This is a genomic window from Flexibacter flexilis DSM 6793, assembly GCF_900112255.1.
GTDB classification, from domain to species: Bacteria; Bacteroidota; Bacteroidia; order Cytophagales; family Flexibacteraceae; genus Flexibacter; species Flexibacter flexilis.
In genome coordinates this window covers 75,618-99,150 of record NZ_FOLE01000009.1, presented here as the reverse complement: position 1 = coordinate 99,150, position 23,533 = coordinate 75,618, and the positions used below count along the sequence as shown (strand labels likewise).

General features: G+C 43.7%; 22 protein-coding genes. 12 read left to right on the top strand and 10 right to left on the bottom strand.

Annotated features, from left to right (window positions below; genetic code table 11):
• Positions 1 to 284: 284 nt before the first annotated feature.
• From BM090_RS14110 to BM090_RS14095, 4 genes are read left to right on the top strand one after another with little or no spacing between them, the layout of a single operon-like run.
• A complete protein-coding gene (locus tag BM090_RS14110; protein WP_143083983.1) occupies positions 285 to 983 on the top strand; it encodes a response regulator transcription factor in 699 nt (232 codons plus the stop codon).
• Positions 980 to 2,392, top strand: a complete 1,413-nt coding sequence (locus tag BM090_RS14105) for an ATP-binding protein (protein WP_091514567.1) — start codon at positions 980 to 982, stop codon at positions 2,390 to 2,392. Before BM090_RS14110 ends, BM090_RS14105 begins: the two co-directional genes overlap by 4 nt.
• A gap of 58 nt (positions 2,393 to 2,450) precedes the next feature.
• Positions 2,451 to 2,846 (top strand): helix-turn-helix transcriptional regulator, encoded by a 396-nt coding sequence (locus BM090_RS14100; protein ID WP_091514563.1) that lies wholly within the window; start codon positions 2,451 to 2,453, stop codon positions 2,844 to 2,846.
• Positions 2,847 to 2,897: 51 nt separating this feature from the next.
• Positions 2,898 to 3,656, top strand: a complete 759-nt coding sequence (locus BM090_RS14095; RefSeq protein WP_091514560.1) for an SDR family NAD(P)-dependent oxidoreductase — start codon at positions 2,898 to 2,900, stop codon at positions 3,654 to 3,656.
• Positions 3,657 to 3,805: 149 nt separating this feature from the next.
• Here BM090_RS14095 and BM090_RS14090 read toward each other — a convergent pair whose 3' ends face one another.
• Together BM090_RS14090 and BM090_RS14085 are read right to left on the bottom strand one after the other, a co-directional pair.
• Positions 3,806 to 6,211 carry a TonB-dependent receptor gene (locus tag BM090_RS14090; RefSeq protein ID WP_245756736.1) on the bottom strand — a complete coding sequence of 802 codons (2,406 nt, stop codon included), beginning with the start codon at positions 6,209 to 6,211 and terminating at the stop codon, positions 3,806 to 3,808.
• Positions 6,212 to 6,533: 322 nt separating this feature from the next.
• A complete protein-coding gene (locus BM090_RS14085) occupies positions 6,534 to 7,247 on the bottom strand; it encodes a head GIN domain-containing protein (protein WP_177199943.1) in 714 nt (237 codons plus the stop codon).
• A 543-nt stretch (positions 7,248 to 7,790) separates the two neighbouring features.
• On the opposite strand from BM090_RS14085, the gene BM090_RS14080 reads away from it, so the two are divergent.
• The 4 genes from BM090_RS14080 to BM090_RS14065 are packed head-to-tail and all read left to right on the top strand — an operon-like array spanning position 7,791 to position 10,353.
• Entirely contained in the window at positions 7,791 to 8,450 is a 660-nt protein-coding gene (locus tag BM090_RS14080) for a c-type cytochrome (RefSeq protein WP_091514550.1), read from the top strand.
• A 44-nt stretch (positions 8,451 to 8,494) separates the two neighbouring features.
• Positions 8,495 to 9,067: a YceI family protein gene (locus BM090_RS14075; protein WP_221405406.1), complete on the top strand. Its 573-nt coding sequence runs from the start codon at positions 8,495 to 8,497 to the stop codon at positions 9,065 to 9,067.
• On the top strand, positions 9,067 to 9,972 hold the full coding sequence (locus BM090_RS14070) for a DUF5777 family beta-barrel protein (protein ID WP_221405405.1): 906 nt from the start codon (positions 9,067 to 9,069) through the stop codon (positions 9,970 to 9,972). Before BM090_RS14075 ends, BM090_RS14070 begins: the two co-directional genes overlap by 1 nt.
• Before the next feature lie 12 nt (positions 9,973 to 9,984).
• Positions 9,985 to 10,353 carry a hypothetical protein gene (locus BM090_RS14065; protein WP_091514544.1) on the top strand — a complete coding sequence of 123 codons (369 nt, stop codon included), beginning with the start codon at positions 9,985 to 9,987 and terminating at the stop codon, positions 10,351 to 10,353.
• 150 nt (positions 10,354 to 10,503) lie between these two features.
• Here BM090_RS14065 and BM090_RS14060 read toward each other — a convergent pair whose 3' ends face one another.
• The 4 genes from BM090_RS14060 to BM090_RS14045 all read right to left on the bottom strand — a co-directional run bounded on the left by BM090_RS14060 (position 10,504) and on the right by BM090_RS14045 (position 17,568).
• The gene (locus tag BM090_RS14060) at positions 10,504 to 14,436 is read right to left on the bottom strand and encodes a DEAD/DEAH box helicase (RefSeq protein WP_091514541.1); all 3,933 of its coding nucleotides are present in this window, start codon (positions 14,434 to 14,436) and stop codon (positions 10,504 to 10,506) included.
• A gap of 377 nt (positions 14,437 to 14,813) precedes the next feature.
• A complete protein-coding gene (gene plsY, locus BM090_RS14055) occupies positions 14,814 to 15,464 on the bottom strand; it encodes a glycerol-3-phosphate 1-O-acyltransferase PlsY (RefSeq protein WP_091514538.1) in 651 nt (216 codons plus the stop codon).
• 78 nt (positions 15,465 to 15,542) lie between these two features.
• Positions 15,543 to 16,049 carry an inorganic diphosphatase gene (locus BM090_RS14050; RefSeq protein WP_091514534.1) on the bottom strand — a complete coding sequence of 169 codons (507 nt, stop codon included), beginning with the start codon at positions 16,047 to 16,049 and terminating at the stop codon, positions 15,543 to 15,545.
• A gap of 238 nt (positions 16,050 to 16,287) precedes the next feature.
• Complete coding sequence (locus tag BM090_RS14045) at positions 16,288 to 17,568, bottom strand: acetyl-CoA hydrolase/transferase family protein (RefSeq protein ID WP_091514531.1); 1,281 nt, start codon at positions 17,566 to 17,568, stop codon at positions 16,288 to 16,290.
• A gap of 281 nt (positions 17,569 to 17,849) precedes the next feature.
• On the opposite strand from BM090_RS14045, the gene BM090_RS14040 reads away from it, so the two are divergent.
• From BM090_RS14040 to BM090_RS14025, 4 genes are all read left to right on the top strand, one after another.
• A complete protein-coding gene (locus BM090_RS14040) occupies positions 17,850 to 18,149 on the top strand; it encodes an FtsB family cell division protein (protein ID WP_091514528.1) in 300 nt (99 codons plus the stop codon).
• A gap of 14 nt (positions 18,150 to 18,163) precedes the next feature.
• Complete coding sequence (locus BM090_RS14035; RefSeq protein WP_091514524.1) at positions 18,164 to 18,595, top strand: DUF2721 domain-containing protein; 432 nt, start codon at positions 18,164 to 18,166, stop codon at positions 18,593 to 18,595.
• An 18-nt stretch (positions 18,596 to 18,613) separates the two neighbouring features.
• A complete protein-coding gene (locus BM090_RS14030) occupies positions 18,614 to 19,480 on the top strand; it encodes a hypothetical protein (RefSeq protein WP_091514520.1) in 867 nt (288 codons plus the stop codon).
• A gap of 89 nt (positions 19,481 to 19,569) precedes the next feature.
• Complete coding sequence (locus BM090_RS14025) at positions 19,570 to 20,565, top strand: bifunctional phosphoglucose/phosphomannose isomerase (RefSeq protein ID WP_091514516.1); 996 nt, start codon at positions 19,570 to 19,572, stop codon at positions 20,563 to 20,565.
• A gap of 60 nt (positions 20,566 to 20,625) precedes the next feature.
• On the opposite strand, the gene BM090_RS14020 is transcribed toward BM090_RS14025, so the two are convergent.
• The 4 genes from BM090_RS14020 to BM090_RS14005 are packed head-to-tail and all read right to left on the bottom strand — an operon-like array spanning position 20,626 to position 23,526.
• Entirely contained in the window at positions 20,626 to 20,955 is a 330-nt protein-coding gene (locus BM090_RS14020; RefSeq protein ID WP_091514513.1) for a translation initiation factor, read from the bottom strand.
• 17 nt (positions 20,956 to 20,972) lie between these two features.
• Positions 20,973 to 21,449, bottom strand: coding sequence for a hypothetical protein (locus tag BM090_RS14015; protein WP_091514510.1), 477 nt, complete (start codon positions 21,447 to 21,449; stop codon positions 20,973 to 20,975).
• A gap of 40 nt (positions 21,450 to 21,489) precedes the next feature.
• On the bottom strand, positions 21,490 to 22,356 hold the full coding sequence (locus tag BM090_RS14010; protein WP_091514507.1) for a flavin reductase family protein: 867 nt from the start codon (positions 22,354 to 22,356) through the stop codon (positions 21,490 to 21,492).
• Between the two features lie 30 nt (positions 22,357 to 22,386).
• Positions 22,387 to 23,526: a zinc dependent phospholipase C family protein gene (locus BM090_RS14005; protein WP_317040748.1), complete on the bottom strand. Its 1,140-nt coding sequence runs from the start codon at positions 23,524 to 23,526 to the stop codon at positions 22,387 to 22,389.
• Between the last annotated feature and the right edge of the window lie 7 nt (positions 23,527 to 23,533).

Here is a 23,533-nt window from a genome sequence, read left to right as displayed (position 1 = left end):
CTTAATATTTAGAATACAAATATCAGTGGCTTTTTTGAATTTGCAAATTTTGGTTGAAAAATTTTTTTTATCACAAAATACAAAATGCTAAAAATCAGAATTTTATGTAATAAAAAATTTTAACCTAATGCTATATATTCGAGCCAATAACGCAAAAATCGGGAATAAGTTGGCCAGCAAGCATACAACGCAACGATACAAAAATAAGGTCATAGCTTTTTTTGAAAAACATTGGCACTTCTGTATATTTCGGACAATTGATTTCAACAAAAACATTATAACCTATGGAAATAGCCAATCATTTACAAGTGTTATTGGCCGAAGATGACCCGAAGTTATTGGCCGCACTCACGCAAGAGTTACGCGGACACGGATTTGTGGTACACGCAGCATCAGACGGATTACAGGCATCAGAACTTATTGCGCATCAGACTTTTGACTTGGCTATACTGGACGTAGGTTTGCCGCAAAAATCTGGTTTTGAACTTTGTGTGCAGTTGCGCCAAAGTAGTAGCGTTGTGCCAATTATGATGCTCACAGCGTTGGGAGCGATAGAAGACAAACTGGAAGCCTTCAAGATGGGCGCGGATGATTATATGGTAAAACCGTTTCATACGCGCGAGCTAATGGCACGGGTGGAAGTGCTGCTCAAGCGTTCAAACCGCAATTTGCAGGCGCACGACGTGCTCAAAATCGCAGATTTAACCCTCGACCTAGATGCGAAAACCGTAACCCGCGCAGGCAAAAACATAGACCTGACGGCCAAAGAATTTTCATTGTTGGTGGCCTTGATGCAGGCGGGTGGCCGCGTGTTGAGCAAACAGCAACTTTCCGAAAAAGTATGGGGCTTGAATTTCGACACAGGCACGAATACGGTAGAGGTGTATATCAGTTTTTTGCGTGGAAAAATTGATAAAAATTTCCCGACCAAACTCGTACACACAAAAGCAGGATTCGGGTATTATTTGGCAGAAAAAGAATGAAATTAAAAGTACGACTTTCGATACTTTTTGCCGTTGTTTTTGCGGGGATTACCTTGCTACTCAACGCCTATGTTTATATTTCGTATGCAGATTTCAGGCGCGAAGAGTTTTTCCAGCGGCTCAGAATTAAGGCTGTAAACACGCTGCACTTATTGGAAGATTTGCAGGAAATAGACCCCGAAAAACTACGCGCCATCGGGCAAAATACACTTAATCCGCTGTACGAAGAGAAAATATATATCTTTGATAATCAACACCAATTAGTATATAGCAGTATAGATTCTAATCATGCCGTTAGCTATTCGGAACGTTTACTTCATCAGATAGAAGAAAAGCAATACATCGAGTACATAGATGCCGAAAATCAACACGAACAAATAGGAATTAAGACCAAATACAAAGGGCACGATTACGTTATTTTGGCTTCTGCTTATGACAATGTGGGGCGGCGCAAACTTCAAAATCTGATTTACTCGCTCCTCATCGCCTCGTTTGTGGGCATCGTGATTGGCGCGGTGACGGGTTATATATTTATGCAACGCGCCTTTAAGCCGATTGAGGTTTTGAGCTATAACATCAAATCCATTACCGAACGAAATTTGCAACAGCTTGTTCCCGTAAATCCGAGCCAAAACGACGAAATTACGGAACTGGCTTATAGTTTTAATCAAATGTTGCAACGCCTTGATGCCGCTTTCGACTCGCGAAAAGCCTTTGTGCGGCACGCCTCACACGAGTTGCGCACGCCCATTGCGCGTATGATGAGCGATGCAGAACAGGCCTTAAACAAAAATTTGACGGAACAAGAATACAAAGCTGTTTTACAGGTACTTGTCAAAGACCTTGACCAAATATCAGAGCTTATCAACTCACTTTTGTTGCTTTCGCGCACGGCCAAACTGGAGCGTGTAGATGGCCTCAAACCCGAACGAATCGACGATATTTTGTTTGAAACCATAGACAAGGCCATCGGCGTGCGGCCAAACCTGAAGGTTTCGGTGGAGTTTTTGCCACAAGACTTGGAAAATAGCGACCTTTTTGCGCTTTCGTGCGATAAGTCGCTGATTTCTACTGTTTTTATGAATATGTTGGAAAATGCCGCCAAATATGCACCTGACCAAAAAGTAAACGTTTATCTGGACGAAGACGACGAAATGATTTACGCCTACTTTGTCAATGGCGGTAAAACATTAAGCCCCGAAGAACAAGGCTATTTGTTTACGCCGTTTTTTAGGGCAGCCAATAGCGCAAGCCAAGTAGGACACGGTTTGGGGCTTTCGATTTGCAATCGCATTGCCCGTTATTACGGAGGCTATGTACAATACAGCATTTCCGCCGAAAAAGAAAACCAGTTTTTAGTTACTTTTTCTAAGAAAATAGAAGGCAAAAACTATTATACGGAAATATAAGGCTGAACTTTCGGGGTGAATGTTCGTGTTTTTAGTGAAAAGTTCTAATCCCAAAACTATGTCTGTACTACGCCCCGATAATCGCCCCGAAGAAATTGTAGCCGCTTATTTGCGGGAATTAGAAATTCATTTGGAGGCCGTCCGTAAGGGCGAAGCCGAATATATGTTTGAAATTCGGGATTTTGCGGAACTGCTGCACATTCACCCGCGCCATTTGAGCAATACCATACGCGAAGTGTTGCATTGCTCGCCTTGCGATATTTTTGAAAAACGGCTCATGGAAATTGCCAAAGACATGATAGCCAATTCGGACGACTCTATTGCCAGCATTGCCCGACACCTGACTTTCGACCCTTCCAATTTCAATAAATTTTTCAAACGCTTTGAGGGCGTTACGCCGAATCAATATCGTGTTTGGGTGAAAAATTCTGAAGCTATCACCACGTTAGTATAACTTTTTGCGCTGACCTTTGTGCCATTACAAAATCATTAAAATCAGAAAAAAATGGCAACAAAAATCGCATTAGTAACAGGCGGCAGCCGCGGACTTGGCAAAAATATGGCGTTGGCTTTGGCCGCTAAAGGTCTGGACGTAATCCTGACTTATCACAGCAAAAAAGAAGAGGCGCAAGCGGTAGTAGCTCAAATCGAGGCTTTAGGCCAAAAAGCTGCCGCGTTGCAGTTGGACGTGTCGGTTTCGGCTTCTTTCGATGCTTTTTTCGCGGAAATTTCGGCTTTGCTTTCCAGCAAATTTGGTGCAGACAAATTTGACTTTTTGGTAAATAATGCAGGCATTGGCGTTTATAACTCATTTGCAGAAACCACTGAACAACAATTTGATACGTTGGTAAACGTGCACCTGAAATCTACTTTTTTCATTTCTCAAAAAGCCCTAAACTTGCTCAACGACGGCGGCGGAATCGTGAATATTTCGTCGGGTCTGGCGCGTTTTGCTTTGCCCAATTATTCGGCTTATGGCACGATGAAAGGCGCAATTGAAACGCTCACGCGCTACATGGCCAAAGAGTTGGGCAGCAGAGAAATACGCGTAAATGTGGTTGCTCCTGGTGCCATCGAAACGGACTTTGGAGGCGGCAGCGTGCGCGACAACGCCCAAGTAAATGCCTTTATCGCTTCGGTTACGGCCTTGGGACGCGCAGGCGTGCCTGATGACATCGGCGGCGTGGTGGCGTTTTTGTGCACGGAAGAAGCTCGCTGGCTTACAGGCCAACGCCTTGAAGTTTCGGGCGGAATGTTTTTATAATTTTGTTCAAATTTTATTCAATAAAAAGCCTCTCGTAATGTACGAGAGGCTTTTTGCGTAGTAAGAGTTGTAGTCTTGAAAAGAGGCAATACAAATTCTTACTTTACTACTTCACACGTTTGCTTTTAAATTAAGGTTAGATACTTATTTTAGAATGTAATGCGATAAAAAGGAATAGGTAAAAACCCTTGCTGATAAGCCGTTCCGACGCGTTTGGTGCGTGGATTGTAGGCTTGTTGGTATATGTTTTGGTGGTTGGTTACGTTTTGCAAATCCAACGCAAACTCTTGCGTGAAATGCTTGCTATTGATTTTGTAACTAAACTTTAGGTCGGTACGGAAATAGGCGGCTTGTTGTTTGCTGTACGCGTTGGCATCGTCGTAAACGGTTGTGCCTGCGAGGTCGGAAGCGGCTTTGTTTACGGGGCGAATGTAGCGACCGCCAGCCGTCGTTAGTTTCCAGCTAATCGTAAAGACATTTTTCTTTGATCCAAGCAAGAAATCTTTGCCAGCCAACACATTAATCACGTATTTGCTATTGAATGGCGTGCTACGCTCTACGTTGTCGCTGCCTTTGTACGTGGAGTTGAACAGCGAAGTGGTAAGCAAAAAGAAATAGTTATTAGACAACAATTTCTCTAACGTAAGCTCCACGCCGTAGTTTTGGCCTTTGCCTTTGTTCACTAAATTACCGATAACCGTCGGGGCGAAATCTGCGCCTTGCGTCAGGCCAGAAAAATAAGTAGCGGTATCGTTTTCTATCGGTGCATCAAATACATATTGGTAATAGGTTTCTAATTTGAGGCGAAGATTTTCGGTAAGATTGCGCTCATAACCCGCCACGAAGTGATGACTTTTTGTAAAACCTAAGTTTTTGTTGGTTTGCAAATACGAGCCGTCGGCTTGTCTGGTTTGGATAAAATACATCCAAGCAGGTTGCAAATTGCTGTGCAAGCCATAAGCAAAATTCAGGGTGCTTACGCTATTGAGCAAATAACTGGCACCTACACGTGGTTCTAAAGCCGATTTGCTGCTAAGGGCGTGATACAAATACGTGAGGCCAGAATTAAATGTTAGTTTTTCGGTGGCGCGGTATTTCCATTGGCCGTAGGCTTGTGTAAGTGTAGTATTACCGTTTACGTTTAGAATTTGGCTTTCGTAAGGCTTGGCAACGGTTGGGTACATGGTGTTAGTGAAATCAAAAAGCATCAAATCCGTAATCACGCCGCCCGAAATGCGGTGTCTGGAGTTGAATTTGTGGCTTAGGCTCAAGTTGGCCGAATATTTTTCGTTTTTGAATAAGGCTTTTTGATTAAGAGACTCATAAACAACTTGTTTGTCGTTGCCTGTGCCATTGTAAACTACCGTATCGCTGCTGTAGTCTTGGTAGCTGCGCGAAGTAGAAAGCGTAAATTTGCCTACGGTTTTATCTGACAAACGATGTTCGTAAGTGGCTGCACCCATGTAGCTATTGAATTTTGGGCGAGAATTGAGGTTTTCGCTACCGTAAGCGTCGGCATCGGCGGCTACGTCTTTACCCAAAAATGTGATATGACTTTTGCCACCAATAAACCAAGTAGAGAAGTTACCACGTTTGCCGACAGGTACATTTATTTTGGCTGTAAAATCCTGATAATAAGGCGTACCCGCGATTTTAAAACCAATGGAGTTCATCAGTGCAAACACCGAATAACGATAATTGACCAAGAATGATGCTTTAGATTTTTTGCTGAAAGGACCTTCTGCACCCAACTCAAAACCATTGAAAGCCACTTGCCCCAAAAACTCATGTTTTTCGTCGTTGCCATTGCGCAAGCGCAAATCGAATACAGAACCTAAAGCGTTGGCATATTCGGCAGGAAATGCACCCGTCATAAAATCCGATTTAGCCAAAAGGTTGGCATTAATCATCGAAACAGGGCCGCCTGTTGTGCCCAACGAGCCAAAATGGTTCGGATTCGGGATATTTACGCCATCAATGCGCCACAACAAAGAGGCTGGCGAGTTGCCACGAACCACAATGTCGTTGCGGGCATCATTCGCACCGCTTACGCCTGCGAAGTTGGCCGCCATACGCGAAGGGTCGCCAAAACTACCCGCATATTTTGTGGTTTCGGACGGATTGAAAGCGCGTGTACTCACGGTTGCCATTTCGTTGTTGGACACGCGGTCGTCTTTGGCGCGGTCGTAAGTAACGACCACTTCATCAAGGTTGCGGAAACTTTCAGTCAGCGCAAGATCAAGCACGACTTCTTTCCCCGAATTGACCACAATGTCTTTGAGTAAAGCATCTTCGTAACCCACCGACGTAATTTTGAGCGTAACACGGCCTACGGGCACTTCCGTTATTTTGAAATAACCGTCGATGTCTGAGGCCGCACCTTTGAGCGGATTGGAATCCACCACGACCACCGACGCGCCAATAATGGGAGCTTTGGAAGCGGCATCGGTAAGTTTGCCGCGCACGGTTTGGGTGTTTTGGGCTTGGGCTGTTGCCGTCCAGAGCAACGCCATTAAAAACGTTAGAAGGCTGTTTGTACGAAAAAGTTGTTTCATGATTTCTTGATGATATTAGTATTTCAAATTTTTTGATGATTTAGTAGCTGCTGTCAATTGCCTACATCGACGATACAAACGTAGGTTTGATACAAAAAGAAAAGAACATTGCACCGACTAAGCCGCCAAAATCGCTCCCGAACCCACTCAAAAAAAGGCTGAATCGGAGGGAGAAAATCAGGCCACAGGATTTATTTAGCCACAAAAAAAACAGCAACCCTAAAAAGAGTTGCTGCCAATGCTGCTGTAGAGAAGAAATGAATATGGAATTGATGATGATTTAGTAAATTAGAATAAAACAACAGCAGTATCTCGGAAAGAATTAATCATCTACGCGCTTCACGCTTGATGCGCCAGAAGATTCGATGTTGCGCACATTCGGCGAACCTTTGTATTTGATGCTCGATGCGCCAGAGGCTTCGGCCACTAATTCTTGTTTTACGGTCAAACGGGCAGAACTCGCGCCAGAGGCATCTATATCAGCGTGTTCAGAAGATAGTTCAAAGCCTTTGTAGCTGGACGCACCCGACAAATCTACGTCCTGATGGCTTGCTCTTCCCGTAAGCGAGGCAGAACTTGCGCCGCTTTCGTCCACGTCCAATTTAGTTACATCTAAGGTCATTTCTACACTGGATGCACCCGACAAATCCAAATGCAAGGAATTGACTTTGAACGTGCTTTTGCCTACCAATTTAGAAGCTCCGCCAATTTCTATATTGGAAAGCGAAGCGACTGTTAAGTAAATTTTTACGTTTTTATTTTCGGTTTTGCCCCAAGACCAGCCTTTCTTTTCGCGGCGATGAATTTTGAGTGTGCCGTTTACAACTTCCGTAATCAAATCGTCGTGGTCTTCTTGCTCGCCTACCACTTGCAAAGCAACGCTATTGCCCTGCGTGAGTTCCACATGATATGCGCCTTCTACTTCCAACTTCGTGAAGTTCGGCACTTGGCGATTTTGTGTAACTGGGTCGCCCGAAACAAGCGACGCACACAAATTTACAGAAGCTAAAAAAAGCGGAGGTAGGGAGAATACCATAGTTGTTATATATCTTAAAGATTGATAAAAAGCTAAATTTTGTTGTTTTTGTCTATAAGATGCAATAGAGATTACGAAGGTTGCATGAGGGTTCAAAAATTTTTCAAAAAACGAATAAAAATAATTGATGTAAGATTTATAGAGCTGATTATCAAAAGAATAATTTATACAATCAAAAGACATTCCTGCAAAGCGACAATTTTCATAATGTCTATTACACGGCCATTATTTTTGTATTTTTCAGGAATTAAACCCCAGCAAAAAAATATCTCAATTAAATGTATTTAGACTTCGTATAAATAGGGTTTTTGGAATGTATTTGTAAAAATGAAAGAAAATAATCAATAATACAGCACGTTATGTGTTTGGTTTATTGATTTTTACAATATATTTTGTCGGATATTTACAGTTTTAATTTAAGCATCAGAACTGTTCCCTCTTTTTATTTGTCTGAATGGCAATATGCTATCTTAGCCCAAACCTATTTGTAAATGAAACGTCTAATTATTTTTAACAAGAGCTAAACAAATTTGTAAGTCCATTATGTCTTTAGCAAACAGATTATTGGTAGGGGTACTGGCTTTCGGGGCGGCTATCACTTACAACAGTTGTAAGTCCGAGTATTTGGAGGACATCAATCCCGTATGTTTTCAGCAAGATGTGCAACCTATTTTTGTATCGAAATGTACGCAGAGCGGCTGCCACAACAGCCAAGACAGAGAACACGGCTACGACCTGACGACTTACGAAAGTATTGTAAGTCAAGGTATTTCGGCTGGAAATTTCCGCAAAAGTGAGTTGTACAAAATACTAGTGCAACCCGTTGCCCAGATGCCACCCAACTCGCATGGAGGTCGCTTGTCTGACGACCAAATCACCAAAATTGCATTATGGATTGAGCAAGGAGCCAAAAACACTACTTGCGAAGCCACCACTTGCAACACCACCAACATTACTTACAGCCTCAGCGTAAAACCCATCATGGACAACTATTGTATTGGTTGCCATGGCGATGGCGACATTTCGGGTAACGTGGATTTGAGCAATTATAATGGAGTAAAAGCAGCTATCAATCAAAAATTGATCAGTAGCATTAACCACGACGGCACGGCTTCGGCTATGCCCGAAAACGGAGCGAAACTCTCCAATTGTAATATTTCCATTATTCAGGCATGGATTGACGCTGGTGCGCCAAACAATTAACTGGTTTTCAATCAAATACTTTACACACTAAACAAGATTTAGCCATGAAAAAGATAGTTTATTTTGGCCTTATCCTTACTGCCACTGTGTTGAGCAGCACCGCTGCGATGGCACAAGGCAAATTTTTTTCCAAAAACGCCACCATCTCTTTTGATGCGGAAGGCAAACTCGATGACGTAGAAGAAATTAAAGCCAAAACCACGTCGGCTACTTGCGTTTATGACGCGGCCTCTGGCGCGTTTGAATGGGCAGTGCCTGTCAAATCGTTTGTGTTTGCCAATAGCCTCATGCAAGAGCATTTCAACGAAAACTACATGGAAACCAGCAAGTTTCCTAAAGCAATATTCAAAGGAAAAGTTCAAAATTATTCAACCATAGATTTGAGCAAAGACGGCACGTATCCCGCGCAAGTGGTAGGCAAAATGCTGATGCACGGTGTGAGTAAAGACGTAACTATCAATGGTAGTTTCACAGTAACCAAAGGCCAAATCACAGGCATGTCTGCCTTTGAGGTTGCCCTCAAAGATTATAACATTCAAATTCCTTCGGTTGTATTTATGAAAGTGGCCGAAGTTGTGAAAATCAGTGTCAATACGCCGCTTCAACCCCTGAAATAATGATGAAAAAGATATTTTTGTTTGCCTTTTTATTGCTGGGTACAAAGACTTTTGCCCAAACAGACACGACCAGCGGCGGCAGCCTTCTGGATTTGCTTGGCGAGGAGGAAAAACCCGAAAAAGTAACCAATGCTTTCAAGTCACCGCGTGTCATTAACACGCATAGCATGGAAATGCTACCCGCAGGAACGCTTGATTTCAGGATTTTGCACCGTTTTGGGCTAATCAATGGCGGTTATAAAGAATTGTTTGGGTTGGATAATGCCACCATGCGCATTGGTTTCGACTATGGCGTAACCAAAAACCTGATGGTCGGCGTAGGCCGCAGCACGCTCAAAAAAGAGCTGGATGGCTATGCCAAATACCGCATTTTGTGGCAAGAAAAAGGCGGAAAAAGCCCAATGCCTATATCTGTAATTTGGGTTAGTGGCATGACTTACAACACGTTAGACAACCCCATTAGCCAACCCGACGTAAAAGCTACGTTTGCGCGTCGTTCGGCCTACTATCATCAGTTGGTTATTGGCCGCAAATTCAACGACCATTTTAGCTTGCAAGTTGCCCCGACGCTAGTACACACCAATTTGGTAGAAAATGAAGTAACACCCAACAATTTGTGGGCAATGGAAATCGGCGGACGCTATAAGTTTTCGCAACGTGTGGCTTTCGTGTGGGATTATTCGCTGGCGTTCAACCGCTTTCCTGGCATCATGGGCTACAATCCACTGTCTTTGGGCTTCGACATCGAGACAGGCGGCCACATTTTTCAGTTACATTTCTCTAACTCCAACGGCCTGAACGAACGCGCTTTCATTGCAGACAAGAGCAACAAATGGGGCAAAGGCCAAATACGTTTTGGCTTCAACCTTTCGAGAGTATTTCAGGTAAAGAAAAACAAAATTTAGCAGGCTACCGACATGAAAAATACAAGTAAAATATTGATATTGAGCGGATTGCTGGCAATGGCAGGCGCACAATTTGCCTGCGAACGCGAAGCGGTGGTTTACGGTACATTTACAGGTTGCGACACTGCAAGCGTAACTTATACCAGCAGTATTTCCCCGATTATTGACCAAAGTTGCATTAGTTGCCACGCCGCCGCCGAACCTTCGTCGGGTATTTCGTTGTCCAATTATGCGCAAGTAAAAACCTATGTGGACAATGGGAAACTATTAGGAGCGGTATTGCATCAGTCGGGCTATCAGCCCATGCCCCAAACGGGCACACTTACAAACTGCGAAATCAAGAAAATTCGTAATTGGGTAAATCTGGGCGCACCGCAATAAAATAGGTTTTATCATTCAAAACAAAAGCCGCAAACATTGGCCGCCAAAGCCTTTATTTGCGGCTTTTTATTGGGAAATACGCGCTGTTGTGCGTAGCTAAAATAAATAATTTTATCGTCAATCTAGTTTTCTTGAGCTACAAAACAAACCCTATTGCCTGAGCCACCAATTGCGGCTATGCTCCCACCGAAACGGCCAATTTTGTCGGGCAAAAGCCGCTGGCCTATATACAAACCAATCTTTCGCCGAAAGGCTTTGATAAAATAAATTATCGTCCGTGAGCACAAGGCTTTTGTATTGATTTTCAGTCGTTTCCATCAGGTCTGCAAACGGCAAAACCGCTTGCAAATGGTCTTGTTGTTGGCTTAATTTTTCGGCCAAACTCTCGTAATACTTCTCATTTTTGGGGTACGGTTGCGGCTGCCATTTTCCTTCTGAAACGAGCAGTGCGTATTCCAAATATTTTTTGAAAAGTTTCGCGCCTTCGTGTTGCGTATGGTCAGTTTGGAGTTGTTGCGGCCAAAAACTACAAACCACCCAAATTTGTTCGCGCGCACGGGTTACAGCCACATTCAGGCGGTTTTGGCCGCCTTCGGCGTTAAGACTCCCAAATTGCGCCATTACGCGGCCTTGCGCGTTGGGGGCGTAACCTACCGAAAAAATAATAATGTCGCGTTCATCGCCTTGTACGTTTTCTATATTCTTGACAAACAGGTCTTTAACCTCAATACGTTGTTGGGCGTTGGCTTTTTCCCAACAGTCCAAAATCAAGTTTTGCTGCTGCGCATTAAACGTAACAATGCCCACACTTTTGTTTTTGAGTGCGGGGTTTTGGCTAATGCTTTGGAGTAGTTGCAAAATATGTTCGGCTTCTGTGGTATTATGATTATTTTCCCACAAACCATTTATTTTCAAATACTTAATAGCTGGTTCGTAATGATTGAGTACATCCCGATGCGGCAATATTTGCAAAGAAGAACGGTAAAAATATAGGTTGGAAAAGTCTATCAAATCAGGCGTGCGGCTGCGATAATGTCCCGTAAGTTGGTATTGCGGCAAAAATTGCAACGCCAAATCCAGCAACGAATCCAACTCGGCCAAAGGCTCGTCGGTCGGGTCGCCGTCCCAACGCAATTGGTACAAATGATGCGGCGAAAGCTGCTTTTCATCGCCAGCCACGACCACTTGTTTGCCGCGAAACATGGCGGGCAGGCCTTTTTCGGCGAAACATTGCGAAGCCTCATCAAAAATCACCAAATCAAAACATTGTTCTTGCGGAAAAATCGCCGACACCGTTTCGGGCGAAGCCAGCCAACACGGACAAAGCTCAAAAATTTCGTTGGCGTAAGTGGCCAGCAGTCGGCGCAGCGGCCAAATGCGGCGTTTTTTGGTGGTCTGATGGTACAACTCCCTGTAAGAGACCATATTACCCAAGCGATTGTATTGCAAAAGCCTGTACGTACGTTCTTTGGCACGGAGTTCGAGCAAATGCGCCGAAAGCGTTTGTTTGCGTGCCACCGACGTTTGCAACTGCTCCACCGTGTTCACAAAAGCCAATTCCGACGGAAATTTGAGTTCTGGAAATTGCTTTTCTAAATCTGCCAGCCAAGCCAACCGCCAAGCATTATCCAACACTGACCAAGTATGTAAGAAATGTGGATAACTTGTGGCATTTTTGTGAAGATATGCCTCCAAATCGTGTATAACCTGCTTTTCGGTTGTGGATAACTCCGTGCATAACTTATCGAAGGCAACCAAATTATCAAAATGTTGCTGATAATATGCCTTCCACGTGGAAAATTCATTTTCAGGGCATTGCAACAAAATTTCTATTTGTATAAAAGCCAAATAAGTATGCCATTGCGATATTTTATTTTGCCAAAAGGCTGTTTTTTGTATTAATTCAGTCAAAGCCTTACACCACTGCGACCAAGTAAGTTTTGTTATGGCTATTCGATTTTTGTCGGGCATGGTTTTGCGCCAAAGTTCCGCCCAACGGCTGACTTTTTGTAACGCTTGCAGACTTTGTGCTACGGTTTCGGGTTGAAGGCTTGGCGGCACACTTCCATAACCTTTTTTTTGTTGTAATTGTGCTATAAATTTCTGATAGTCAATTCGTTTTTTTATTTTGTCGGGCAAATCTGTTATCGCAATGCCGTTTGCTGCGGCAAGCGAAAGCAATGTTTTTTTGTTGGGATTAGAAAGCTGCCAAATGGTGCGCGTCCACCAATGCGCGTGCGCGTCGGCGGCTTGCTGTGCTTTCGGCAAAAGTTCTTGCCATTGCGCAATATTCACCGCTAAAGTGGTGGCTTCGTTGGTGGCTTGAAGTATTGGTTTTTCGGTAAAATTTTCTACAAAATGTTGATAACTTTTGCCAACAACCGCGCTTGATACCTGATTTCTAAGGCATTCGGCCAAAAGTGCGTATTCTTGCTCGCTGCCGATGGCCTCCAGTATTTGCTCAAAATTTTCTTTTTGTATAAAATATTGATTTACAGCCTCTAACCTTTCAAAATCTTGTTGTAAAGTGCTTCTTTGTTGTTGAATATCGGCCAATGTTTCCAATAACTTTTGCTTGTCAATGGCCGAAAAATGCGCAAAATTGAGCCGATGAAGCCATAAGTTATCCACATTTTGTAGGTTATCCACATACTGTGCATATTGTTGAAATTTTCGCTCAAAAATATACCATGTTTGCGCATCGAAATGCTTGTACGCCTCGCCCAAATCCAATGGCTGCGCACTCGGTCGCGAAGTCAGGTACAAGGTTTTGGGAGAAAGTCCCATTTTGTGCGTCGAAAACAACGCGATTTTGTACGCCTCCAATTGCTGCGCGTGTTGGTCGATGAGCCGCGCTTCACGTACAAAATCTTGTTCTAACGCAATAGCGTTCAGGCTACTGTTATGTTGTTTGTACGTGTCGGTTTGGCTGATTTGGACGGCCAGTTGCGCATAAATGGCGGGGCGGTCGGCCAAAAAATCATGCACCAGCCCCACAAACTGCTGCAAATTTTTTCTAACAAAACGCTGATACACCACATCTAAGGCCGCGCGTTTTTGGCTCACCACCAACACGCGTTTGCCTTTGGCGATGGCATCGGCGGCCAGATTACAAATCAGTTCGGATTTGCCAGTACCTGGAGGCCCTTGCACCACCAACGACTGCCCCGACTTCACCGCCCGCAACACTTGTTCCTGCGAAGCGTCCAGCGCGAAAGGCGCGAAAATTTGCTCCTCGCGTATGGGCGCGTGTGGCGTTGACTCAGAATGAAACAGAGACGAAAGTGTAATGTTATTTTTTATAAAAAACTCATAATCAGGCAATAAATACGAGTCGGCTTGCGGAAAAAGTCCCAACACGGCTTGCGGCTGCAATCGCAAAACACCCGCTTCGCTGTGGGCTTCGTCGTAGTCTTTGCGCTGAAAATCCGTGAAAGGCAAAAGCGTATCGGCGAGTGTTTCGCGGCCAAAATTGATTTGTATGTTACTGTCTTTTAGTAAATTATACAAAAAAGTCCGCACCGTCAGCGCGTCGCCGTCGGGCAATTGTTCACCCGAAAACTCCCAAAGTGGTTGCGAGAGTTCTACCCCCGAAAACTGCGCGTAAGCCAACAAAAAACTTTTGTTAAAACCAATCAGCGACTCATCAAGTAGCTCCAGTTGCCAAAGATTATTTTGCGCTTCGAGGCGCACAGGAAAAAACAGCAACGGACAGCGCAACCGCGTGCCATTGGGCAAGCAACCTTCCACAAACGGATAACCCACAAACAAATCCTGCGTACCGCGTTCTTCGGCGATTTGCTGGGTTTTGCGCCAAATCTGATGCAAACGACTCGAAACCAAATTGTTAGCGGCATGGCGCGGGTCGTGCACAGCACAAAGCGAAATTTGCTTTTTGTGTTCCAGCAAAGGCCGCAGCACGTCAAACGATTTTTTCCCTAACAAAAAATCAAAATCCTGAAAACCAATATCTTGACTTTTGGACAAACGCAAAAGCAACAAAGATTTATTGGCATTGCTCAGGTTGGTGAGCTTGCGCAAATAATTTTCGAGAATGGGTTTATTGTTGTCGTGGGTTTGCATAAAATCCCGTTTTAGTGGGGTGTTTTATTGAAATTAAAAAGATGAAGATGCCACACCTACAGTGTTTATTTCTAAACGATAATATTTTCTACTACAAAGATGTTAAACCTAAAGGCTTTGGTGGTAAAATATAAATTCAACAAATCGATAGGTCTGATTTCTTTCTTTGATTTTAGCCAAAATACTAAACAACGTCAATATACCAACAAATAACATTTCTAATCCCGCCGCAAGCCACCAAATTATTCACCGCATATTTTGCGGAGATTAAGGCCGCTATTCGCCGCAAACCCGCCCCAAACAAAAATGGTCACCAGTAAGAACGGTGACCAACAGCAAAGATTTTATTTTTAGCTAAAAAACTGACAGATAGCTTTTTATTTGTCTTTACTTCTAAACAAAAAGGTTTTGCTTTCTTCTCCTTTTATCAATTTCTTGATGTTTTTGTGGTGCATGGCTACCACTGTCGCACCGAGAATGAAGCCGCCAACCGTTGCCAGAGGATTTTCGGGCTTGAAAGCAGGCAAAAGCAACAACAACGGAAAAAGAGTAGCCGCCGTAATCGAACCCAAAGAGACATAATTAGAAACACCAAATACCAACACAAACACGCCAAAACACAAAGCCGCTACCGCAGGATAAACGCCCAGCACCATGCCCAACGATGTGGCTACGCCTTTGCCGCCACGAAAGCCCGCGAACACAGGAAAAATGTGTCCCAGCACCGCCAAAACACCCAAAAGCAATTGATACAACATGAAATTTTCGGAGCTAATGACCTGTTTTTCAAGCAAAAAATACGCAATCATGGTAGAAGCAAAGCCTTTGATTACGTCTATGACAAACACAATCGCGCCTGCTTTTTTGCCCAAAACCCGAAACGTATTGGTCGCGCCTGCGTTGCCGCTCCCGTGCTCGCGCACATCTACGCCATAAAAACGCTTGCCAAACCAAACCGCCGTCGGGATAGAACCCAACAAATAAGCCATCGCGCAGGCAACTGCAATATAGAAGGTAGGTGTATTCATAAATTGGTAAACTAATGGAGACGATAAAACCCCACAAATGGCTTAGATTTGTGGGGTTTTTGGATTTCTTTTATACAATTATTGTTGTTTGTCCAAGAAACGTTGTTGTGAACGACGGATAGAAGCAACTGCCGCATCTTCGTCTTCCCAACCTTCGATACCTACTTTTTTCTTTTCAAGGTCTTTGTAAACCGCGAAGAAGTGTTCGATTTCTTTGATAAGGTGTGGGTTCACTTCCGACAAACGGTAAAGTTTGTTCCAAATTGGGTCAGAAACTGGCACGCACAAAATTTTAGAATCTGGGCCTTTCTCGTCGTGCATACGGAACAAAGCGATAGGACGTACCTCAATCAAACAACCAGGGAAAGTTGGTTCAGAAACCAAAACCAAAGCGTCCAATGGGTCGCCGTCGCCAGCCAATGTTTCAGGGAAATAACCGTAATCAGTTGGGTAGTGCATTGGCGAGAAAAGCATACGGTCATAACGTATCATTTTTTTCTCGTAATCATACTCATATTTGTTGCGGCTTCCCTTAGGGATTTCCACTATCGCGTCAAGGGAAAAGTGGGAGTTTAATTCTGACATAAAACTTTCTGTGTTTATAAATAAAAATATATAAAATAGCTAACGCAGTAAAACGGCTAAAATTAGGAATAAAAACCAGATTCGCTAATGACAAAATCCATTTGAGTACAACTTTTTTTGTTTTTACCCAAAATAAACTAATGCCAAGCGGTTCGTAAGCAATGTTTTATCTACGAATGAGGCCATAGTTACAAACTTTTATCTTTTTACCTGTTTTTTGTAAAAAATAAGCCCTTGCCTACATCTTGAAACGTTCGTAACAGGCGCGGTCTAAGGCTTCGCGGTGATCTGGGTGTGCCAATTCTATCAAGGCTTTGGCACGTTGTTCCATGTTTTTCCCAAACAAATTTACCGCCCCAAATTCCGTAACCACCCAATGAATATGGCCGCGTGTTGTTACTACACCTGCCCCTTCTTTCAGGAATGGCACGATGCGCGAAACGCCTTTGTTAGTAGTCGACGGCAACGCAATAATCGGTTTGCCGCCTTCGGAAAGTGCCGCACCTCTAATAAAATCCACTTGCCCACCGATGCCCGAATATTGATAAGAACCAATCGAATCGGCGCAAACTTGCCCCGTCAAATCTACTTCGATGGCACTGTTAATGGCGTGAACCTTAGGGTTTTGCATGATTACGGTCGGGTCGTTCACGTAGGCGATGTCTATGGCCTTAATCATCGGATTATCGTCCACGAAATCGTAGAGTTTGCGCGTGCCAAACAAAAACGACGTAACAGTATAGCCTTGATGTTTTTTCTTAAAAGCATTGTTAATTACACCACTTTCGAGCAGCGGCAACGCGCCATCCGAAAACATTTCGGTATGCAAACCCAAATTTTTGTGATTGGTCAGGTTGCTTAACACTTGGTCTGGAATCGTGCCGATACCCATTTGGAGCGTTGCGCCATCTTCGACCAAGCCCGCAATTATTTGCCCGATTTTGGCGGAAGCCTCGCTGGCTTCTGCGCCATAGTTCATCTCCAGCAAAGGCACATCCGCCCAAACGGCTGCCGTGATTTGGCTCACGTGTACAAAACCTTCACCATGCACGCGCGGCATTTGCGGATTGATGTGGGCAATTACTTTTTTGGCCATGCGCACAGCAGAACGCGCAATGTCGATGGACGTACCCAACGAACAATAACCATGTTTGTCGGGTGGCGAGAGTTGCACGATGGCCACGTCCAACGGCAAATAGCCTTGATTAAATAATTTCGGGATTTCGCTCAAGAAAACGGGCGTATAATGGCCGCGTCCTTCTTTGATGGCGGTGCGGTTGCTGTCCGACACGAAAAGCGAGTTAAAGTAAAAATGCCCTGCCAAATCAGGAGAATTTAGGTCGATGCCTTGCGTGGTAATGCTCACTATCTCAACATCTTGTAGCTCATGTTTGCGGTCAATGAGTTTTTGGAGCAAAAAACGCGGCGTGGCGGCACTGCCATGCACAAAAACGCGGTTGCCCGACTGGACATGGCTTACAGCCTCTTCGGCAGAGACAAACTGTATTGTATTTTTCATGAAACTGATTGATAAAAGATTGTTTTCTAAATAGAAATACTAATTATAAAAAACCAAGACTACAAAACTATACTTTCCGTTTGTATCAAAAAAATGACAATCCTCACGCGCCGAGTTGTGGCCAAGCTGTAAGCCAACAAAATATATATGTTTGCGGCAAGATTCTGAAACGATAATACGCCCAAAGGTTTTGGGGAAATGGCCGTTTGCGTATCTTTGTCTTTTCGCAGTTCCCAAAACAGGGATTTATATTGATAAAAAATTTAATTATCTGAAAAACAATGCGTATTCCTATTTCATTGCCGCGATTTTTACGCAATTTTTATGGTGCGTCTATTGCTGTTTTTGTGGTTTGGATGTTGTTTTTTGACAGCAACGACGTTTTTACGCAATACAAGGCACGCAAAAAGCTGCGTGATTTGCAAGCTGAAAAAGCCTATTATCTCGAAAAAATAGAAGAAGTGCGCAAAGACCGTGAAGAGCTTTTTGGTAATCCGCGCCAAATCGAACGCTTTGCCCGCGAAGATTTTTTGATGAAAAAGAAAACCGAAGACGTGTACATTATTAAAGAAGAAGAGTAATAACACAACCCACTATGCAACTGACCCTAAACACGCCTGCGTTGTTGTTTCCTGCCATTTCGTTGTTGCTGCTGGCTTATACCAATCGGTTTATGACCTTGGCGGGGCTGATTCGCACGCTACACGAACGCTACAAGGAGTCGCCCGACCCCATGACGCTCAAGCAAATCAAAAACCTAAAACTTCGCGTAATCCTGATTCGGAATATGCAAGTGGCGGGGATTTCTTCGATGTTTTTGTGTGTCGTGTCTATGTTTTTGATTTATGAAAACTACAACCAAGCTGCTCAATATCTGTTTGGTGCGGGTTTGTTGTCGCTGATTATTTCGCTGGCCATGTCCATTCACGAAATACTTATTTCTACTCACGCCTTACAAATGCAACTTTCGGACATTGAGGCCAACGCCAAAGACGGAAATTTGTTGGGCAAATTTTTTCAGTCCTGATATACTGAATCTCTACTTATGATGGAAACTATACTCATTGCCGATAGCGGCTCTACCAAAACCGACTGGCGACTTGTGCGCGGCACAGAACAAATACAAACCATTCTGACACAAGGAATTAACCCTTATCACCAAAGCTACGATGAGATCGTGCAACTGCTCAAAAAAGAGCTTTTTCCTGTGATGCAATCGCCTTTGGTGCGCATGGTGTATTTTTACGGAACGGGTTGCAGCACTGCCGAGAAAAAACAAAAAATCGCGGCAGCTTTGCGCCAAGTGTTTGGCTCTGAGCTAAAAGTAGAAGTGCAACACGATATGTTGGCTGCTGCGCGTGCGCTTTGCGGACGTGAGGCTGGCATTGCGTGCATTATCGGGACGGGTTCTAATTCCTGTGTTTACGACGGGCAAGACATTGCCGTCAATGGCATGGGTTTGGGCTACTTGCTCGGCGACGAAGGCGCAGGCTGCAAACTGGGGCTTCGACTTTTGCAGGATTATTTCTACCAAGATATGCCTGCAGATTTGCGCAAAGACTTTGAGCAAAGCTACGACGTGAGCCGCGAAGTAGTATTGGAGCGTTTATATCAAAAAACATTCCCCAACCGTTATTCGGCTTCTTTCACGCCGTTTCTGAGCAAACACCTGCATTCGGAATATGCGCAAGCTCTTTTGCAGGAAGAAATGACGATTTTCTTCAAAAAATGCGTTTTGAAATTCGACAATTTCGAGCAATTACCTATCCATTTTACGGGGTCTGTGGCGTATCACTTTGCCGAACCGTTGCGCAAAACTGCCGCCGATTTGCCGTATAACTTACAAATTGGGAATATTTTGGCAACGCCCATGGCTGGGCTTTTGGCGTATCACGGCATTACAAATTCATAATTTGGCCTTGTTGCTCAATACCAAATATTTACTTTTATTTGTGCTTTCTTTATATAAAAAAACGCTTTAACTAAAAGCATTAGGCTATTATGAAAAAACTAATTGAGGATTTCAGTAAACAACTTAACGTAGCATTAGACATCGCAGCAAAAGCCCAACTTACCAAGGCGGCTGCTCCTATTCATAATATTGTTATCGCTGGTTTGGGCGGTTCGGGCATCGGTGGAAACTTGGTTAGCTCGTTCACTTACGACAACATCGCAGTGCCTATCAGCACTACCAAATCTTACGACATCCCTGGTTTTGTAAATGCTAACACGCTTTTTATAGCTTGTTCTTTTTCGGGCAACACCGAAGAAACAACTTCGGCAGTAGGCAAAGCCATCGCGAAAGGTGCGAAAATCGTATGTATCACGTCGGGCGGTAAGTTGGGCGAAATCGCTAAAACAAACGGCCTTGACGTAATCCTTATCCCTGGCGAATCGAACAGCCCACGCGCAAGCATCGGGTACGGTATCGTACAATTACTTACGGTGTTCAATTTCTTTGGCCTTACACCAAGCAACTCTTGGGATTCTATCAAAGCAACAGCCGCCTTGCTTGATGCCGAAGAAGCCAACATCATCGAAACTGCGAAAGTTTTGGCTGGCAAAATGAAAGGCCGTTTGCCAATTCTTTATTCAGATGCTCGTTTTGAAGGCGTAGTGATTCGTACACAACAACAAATCAACGAAAATTCAAAACAACTTTGCCACGTAAACGTATTCCCAGAAATGAACCACAATGAGTTGGTGGGTTGGGTTTATCCAGAAAACGTGTTGCAAAACTCCCTTACTGTTATGGTTACGACTGGTTTCGACAACGAACGCGTAGCGATTCGTATGGACATCTGCCGCAACATCTTCCGCGAAAAAGGTTCGGAAGTAGTAGATTTGCCAGCCAAAGGCGCGGACGTAATCCAACAATCTTTCTATTTGATTCACTTACTCGACTGGGTTTCATTCTTCTTGGCCGAAATCAATGGCGTTGACCCATTCCCTGTAGAAGTAATCAATTTCTTGAAAGGCGAACTTTCTAAAAGATAATTATCTGATTTTTAGATAAATAAAAAGCTCACGACAGTCGATGTTGTGAGCTTTTTTATTTTACTTGGCTTTATAACCTTCTTTCTGTAGAATTTCGAGGACTTTTGCCCGAAAATCGCCTTGTATAATAATTTCGCCGTCTTTGGCTGAGCCGCCAACGCCGCATTTGGTTTTGAGCAACTTACCCAATTTTTCGAGATCTTCGTCTTTTCCCACAAAACCCGTAATTAAAGTTACTTGCTTGCCCGCCCGCATTTTTTTGTCTAGTTGCACGCGCAAATTTTGTTGGGCGGCTGGCAATGTGTCGGGTTGCTCTTGGTTTTCTTCCTGATACGAAAAATTGCTATCGGTGGAATAAACCACCCCAATTCTATTTTTATGTGAAGGCATAAATTCCTGATTTTAAATTATTTAACTTCAACAAAACCGCCGTCATCCACCACTTTATCGCTCCCGTTTTGTCCTGCCGTCCCTATGCCTGACAAAATACTAAGCACTAGCGTAAGAATTGAAACCAACAAAACCACCCTAATAAATAATTGTGGTATAAATTTAGAGAAATGATAATAGCCCACAGCTACAATAGAAATAAATCCTAACACTGCATTTAAAGCTACAAAACCCATAGTGCTAAGGTCAGAATCTGTTAAGAAAATAGAGAATAAACCGCCTGCCCCTTCATTTATATCTCTTCTCAAAACAATCGCAGGAATTAGAATCATATACAAAAGAGAGGACACTATAAAACAACCTATGTATATATAAAAAGAGTATTTAAATATCTCAATTTCTTGTTTTAACATTCCATAAACAAGAGTTCCCAAGCCAGCCAATATACCCAAAATAGGAATAATTAAGGAATATGATAAAATCTGTTCGCGCATTTTCTGATAATCTCAATGTTTTTAATCGTATTTGTATATTTTAATGCAATAAAGTAAGCCACGCTTCTTTTACGCATTGTTCGCGTAGTAGTCGGCTTGCCTCTATGTGTTTTGCTTCTTCGGTTAATAGTGTTGTGTGTATTTGTCTGTACTGTGTTATTTCTTCAGCAGTCGGCAACTGTTCTATATTTGCCAAACGCCCTAATTCATTGCCTGTCAGTATATTACTATGCCTTACACTATGCGGCAATTGGTCAAAACCAATCCCTTTTTTCTCATTGGGTTTCGGAACTTCAAAAAGCGCATCTCCGTGCGCTCTGCAATACCAGTCGCCACCCATACGAGCCACCGCATCAAGGCGCGTAGTATCAATTTTGCCGTCCAAACCCAATATGTCTTCTCGGAAGTGCGCCAAAACCACTTCGCACAAAATCAGGTTGGCCGCGCCACCTTGTTGGCCTGTTTCTATCACTTGCAGCACTTTGCATTCAAAGGCTGCAGGCGACTCAGCCACGCGCGGAGGGCGTACCATTTGCGAGGCGATAGGCGTAAAACCTGCTTTTTCAAACTCATTTACACCGCGTTCGTATTCGCAACTAGCCAACGACATTTGCTCTACCATCGCATAATTTACAATGTTAATAACAACTTCGTCAATTTGGTAAACGTTTTCCAACGTATGTTTGATGGTATTGTCTCGTACTCGACGCGCTGGCGAGAAGATCAAAAGCGGCGGATTTGACCCAAAAGCATTGAAAAAACTAAATGGCGCAAGATTTACATTGCCTTCTGCGTCTTGCGTACTGGCAAAAGCGATTGGTCGCGGAGCTACTGCCCCCATCATAAAGGCATGAAATACACCAATAGAAACTTCTTTAGGATTAACGGTCAATACTTTTCCAGACATATTTTGGGTTGAAATCGGGTGCTAATATAACTATTTGGCCGTTACGCTCGGTATTCTGCTTGGCGGCAGCGCAAAAATAGGCATTTCTATCTTTGTTTCTGTCAAAAAAACATGAAAAGAACAACAAGAACAATCACCCTCCACTTCCGCAAAGGCGTGATGGTCTTCGTCTGCACCGTGTGGATGGTTATGTGCTTCCTCACGAATTTTAGTGTTTCCTTCACGGCGTTTTTGCCATTCTTGCTGCTCTTTCTGCATTTGCTCTTGCTCTTCTTTGCTAAATTTGAAATCAACTAAGCCATTCAAATCAGGCTGACCAGCATCTACCCAGCAAGTGTACCAGAAATCGCCAACCATACGAATAGCCGCACGCATACGGCGTTCCACTTGGCCGCCCAACATTCTATGAAAATCTCCCGAATACGCCTTCGAATACACCAACGTATTGACGTTGCCGCGCTGTTCGTAGCTGTATTTTTTGTCGGGCGAATATTCTGCATTTAATTTTCGCTCAAAAGTAAATACCGAATCCAAAGCCGTATTCGCTTCGGTTACGGCTTGCCATGCTCGTTGTTGCGGACGTTCCACGTATTCGGCGCGGCCTACAAAAAAATCGTAGTTATCCGAAAACAATTCAGGCAAACGCGATTCCCAAAAACCATGAATACCTTTTTGGTTGGTCATTTGGCCGTTGTAGTTGGAAGTGGTATGCAACGGTACGTTTCCGTCGCCGATGTAATGCCCCAAATCCGCCGAAAGTCTCAAAATTTCGCGTGCGTTGCGGTCTTTGAACGCTCTTGTGAGCTGAAATTTCATGCGGTTGATTTGCCAAGGCACAATCCCGTAGGCCATGAGCGTATCTTCAGTGTATTTTTTTACGGCATCTTCCCAGCGGCGCGGCAGCTTGTACACGGCACTGTCCCCATACTCATCCAAATCTATGTAATGGCGTGGAGCTTCGTCTTTCACGGCGTAGCGGCGTGCGTCTGGGTTTACGGCGTTTTCTGTTAGGTAAACGATATGATGTTTGTAAAATCCCATCATTTCGGGCGGTAACGTAAAGACAGCCAGTCGGTTAATGCGTTGATGAGCAAAAAAGCCCCAAGCCTGCGCACGTTGCATTTGCAACAAACAGAAACCAATTACCAACAATACACTTATTTTTTTCATATAATTT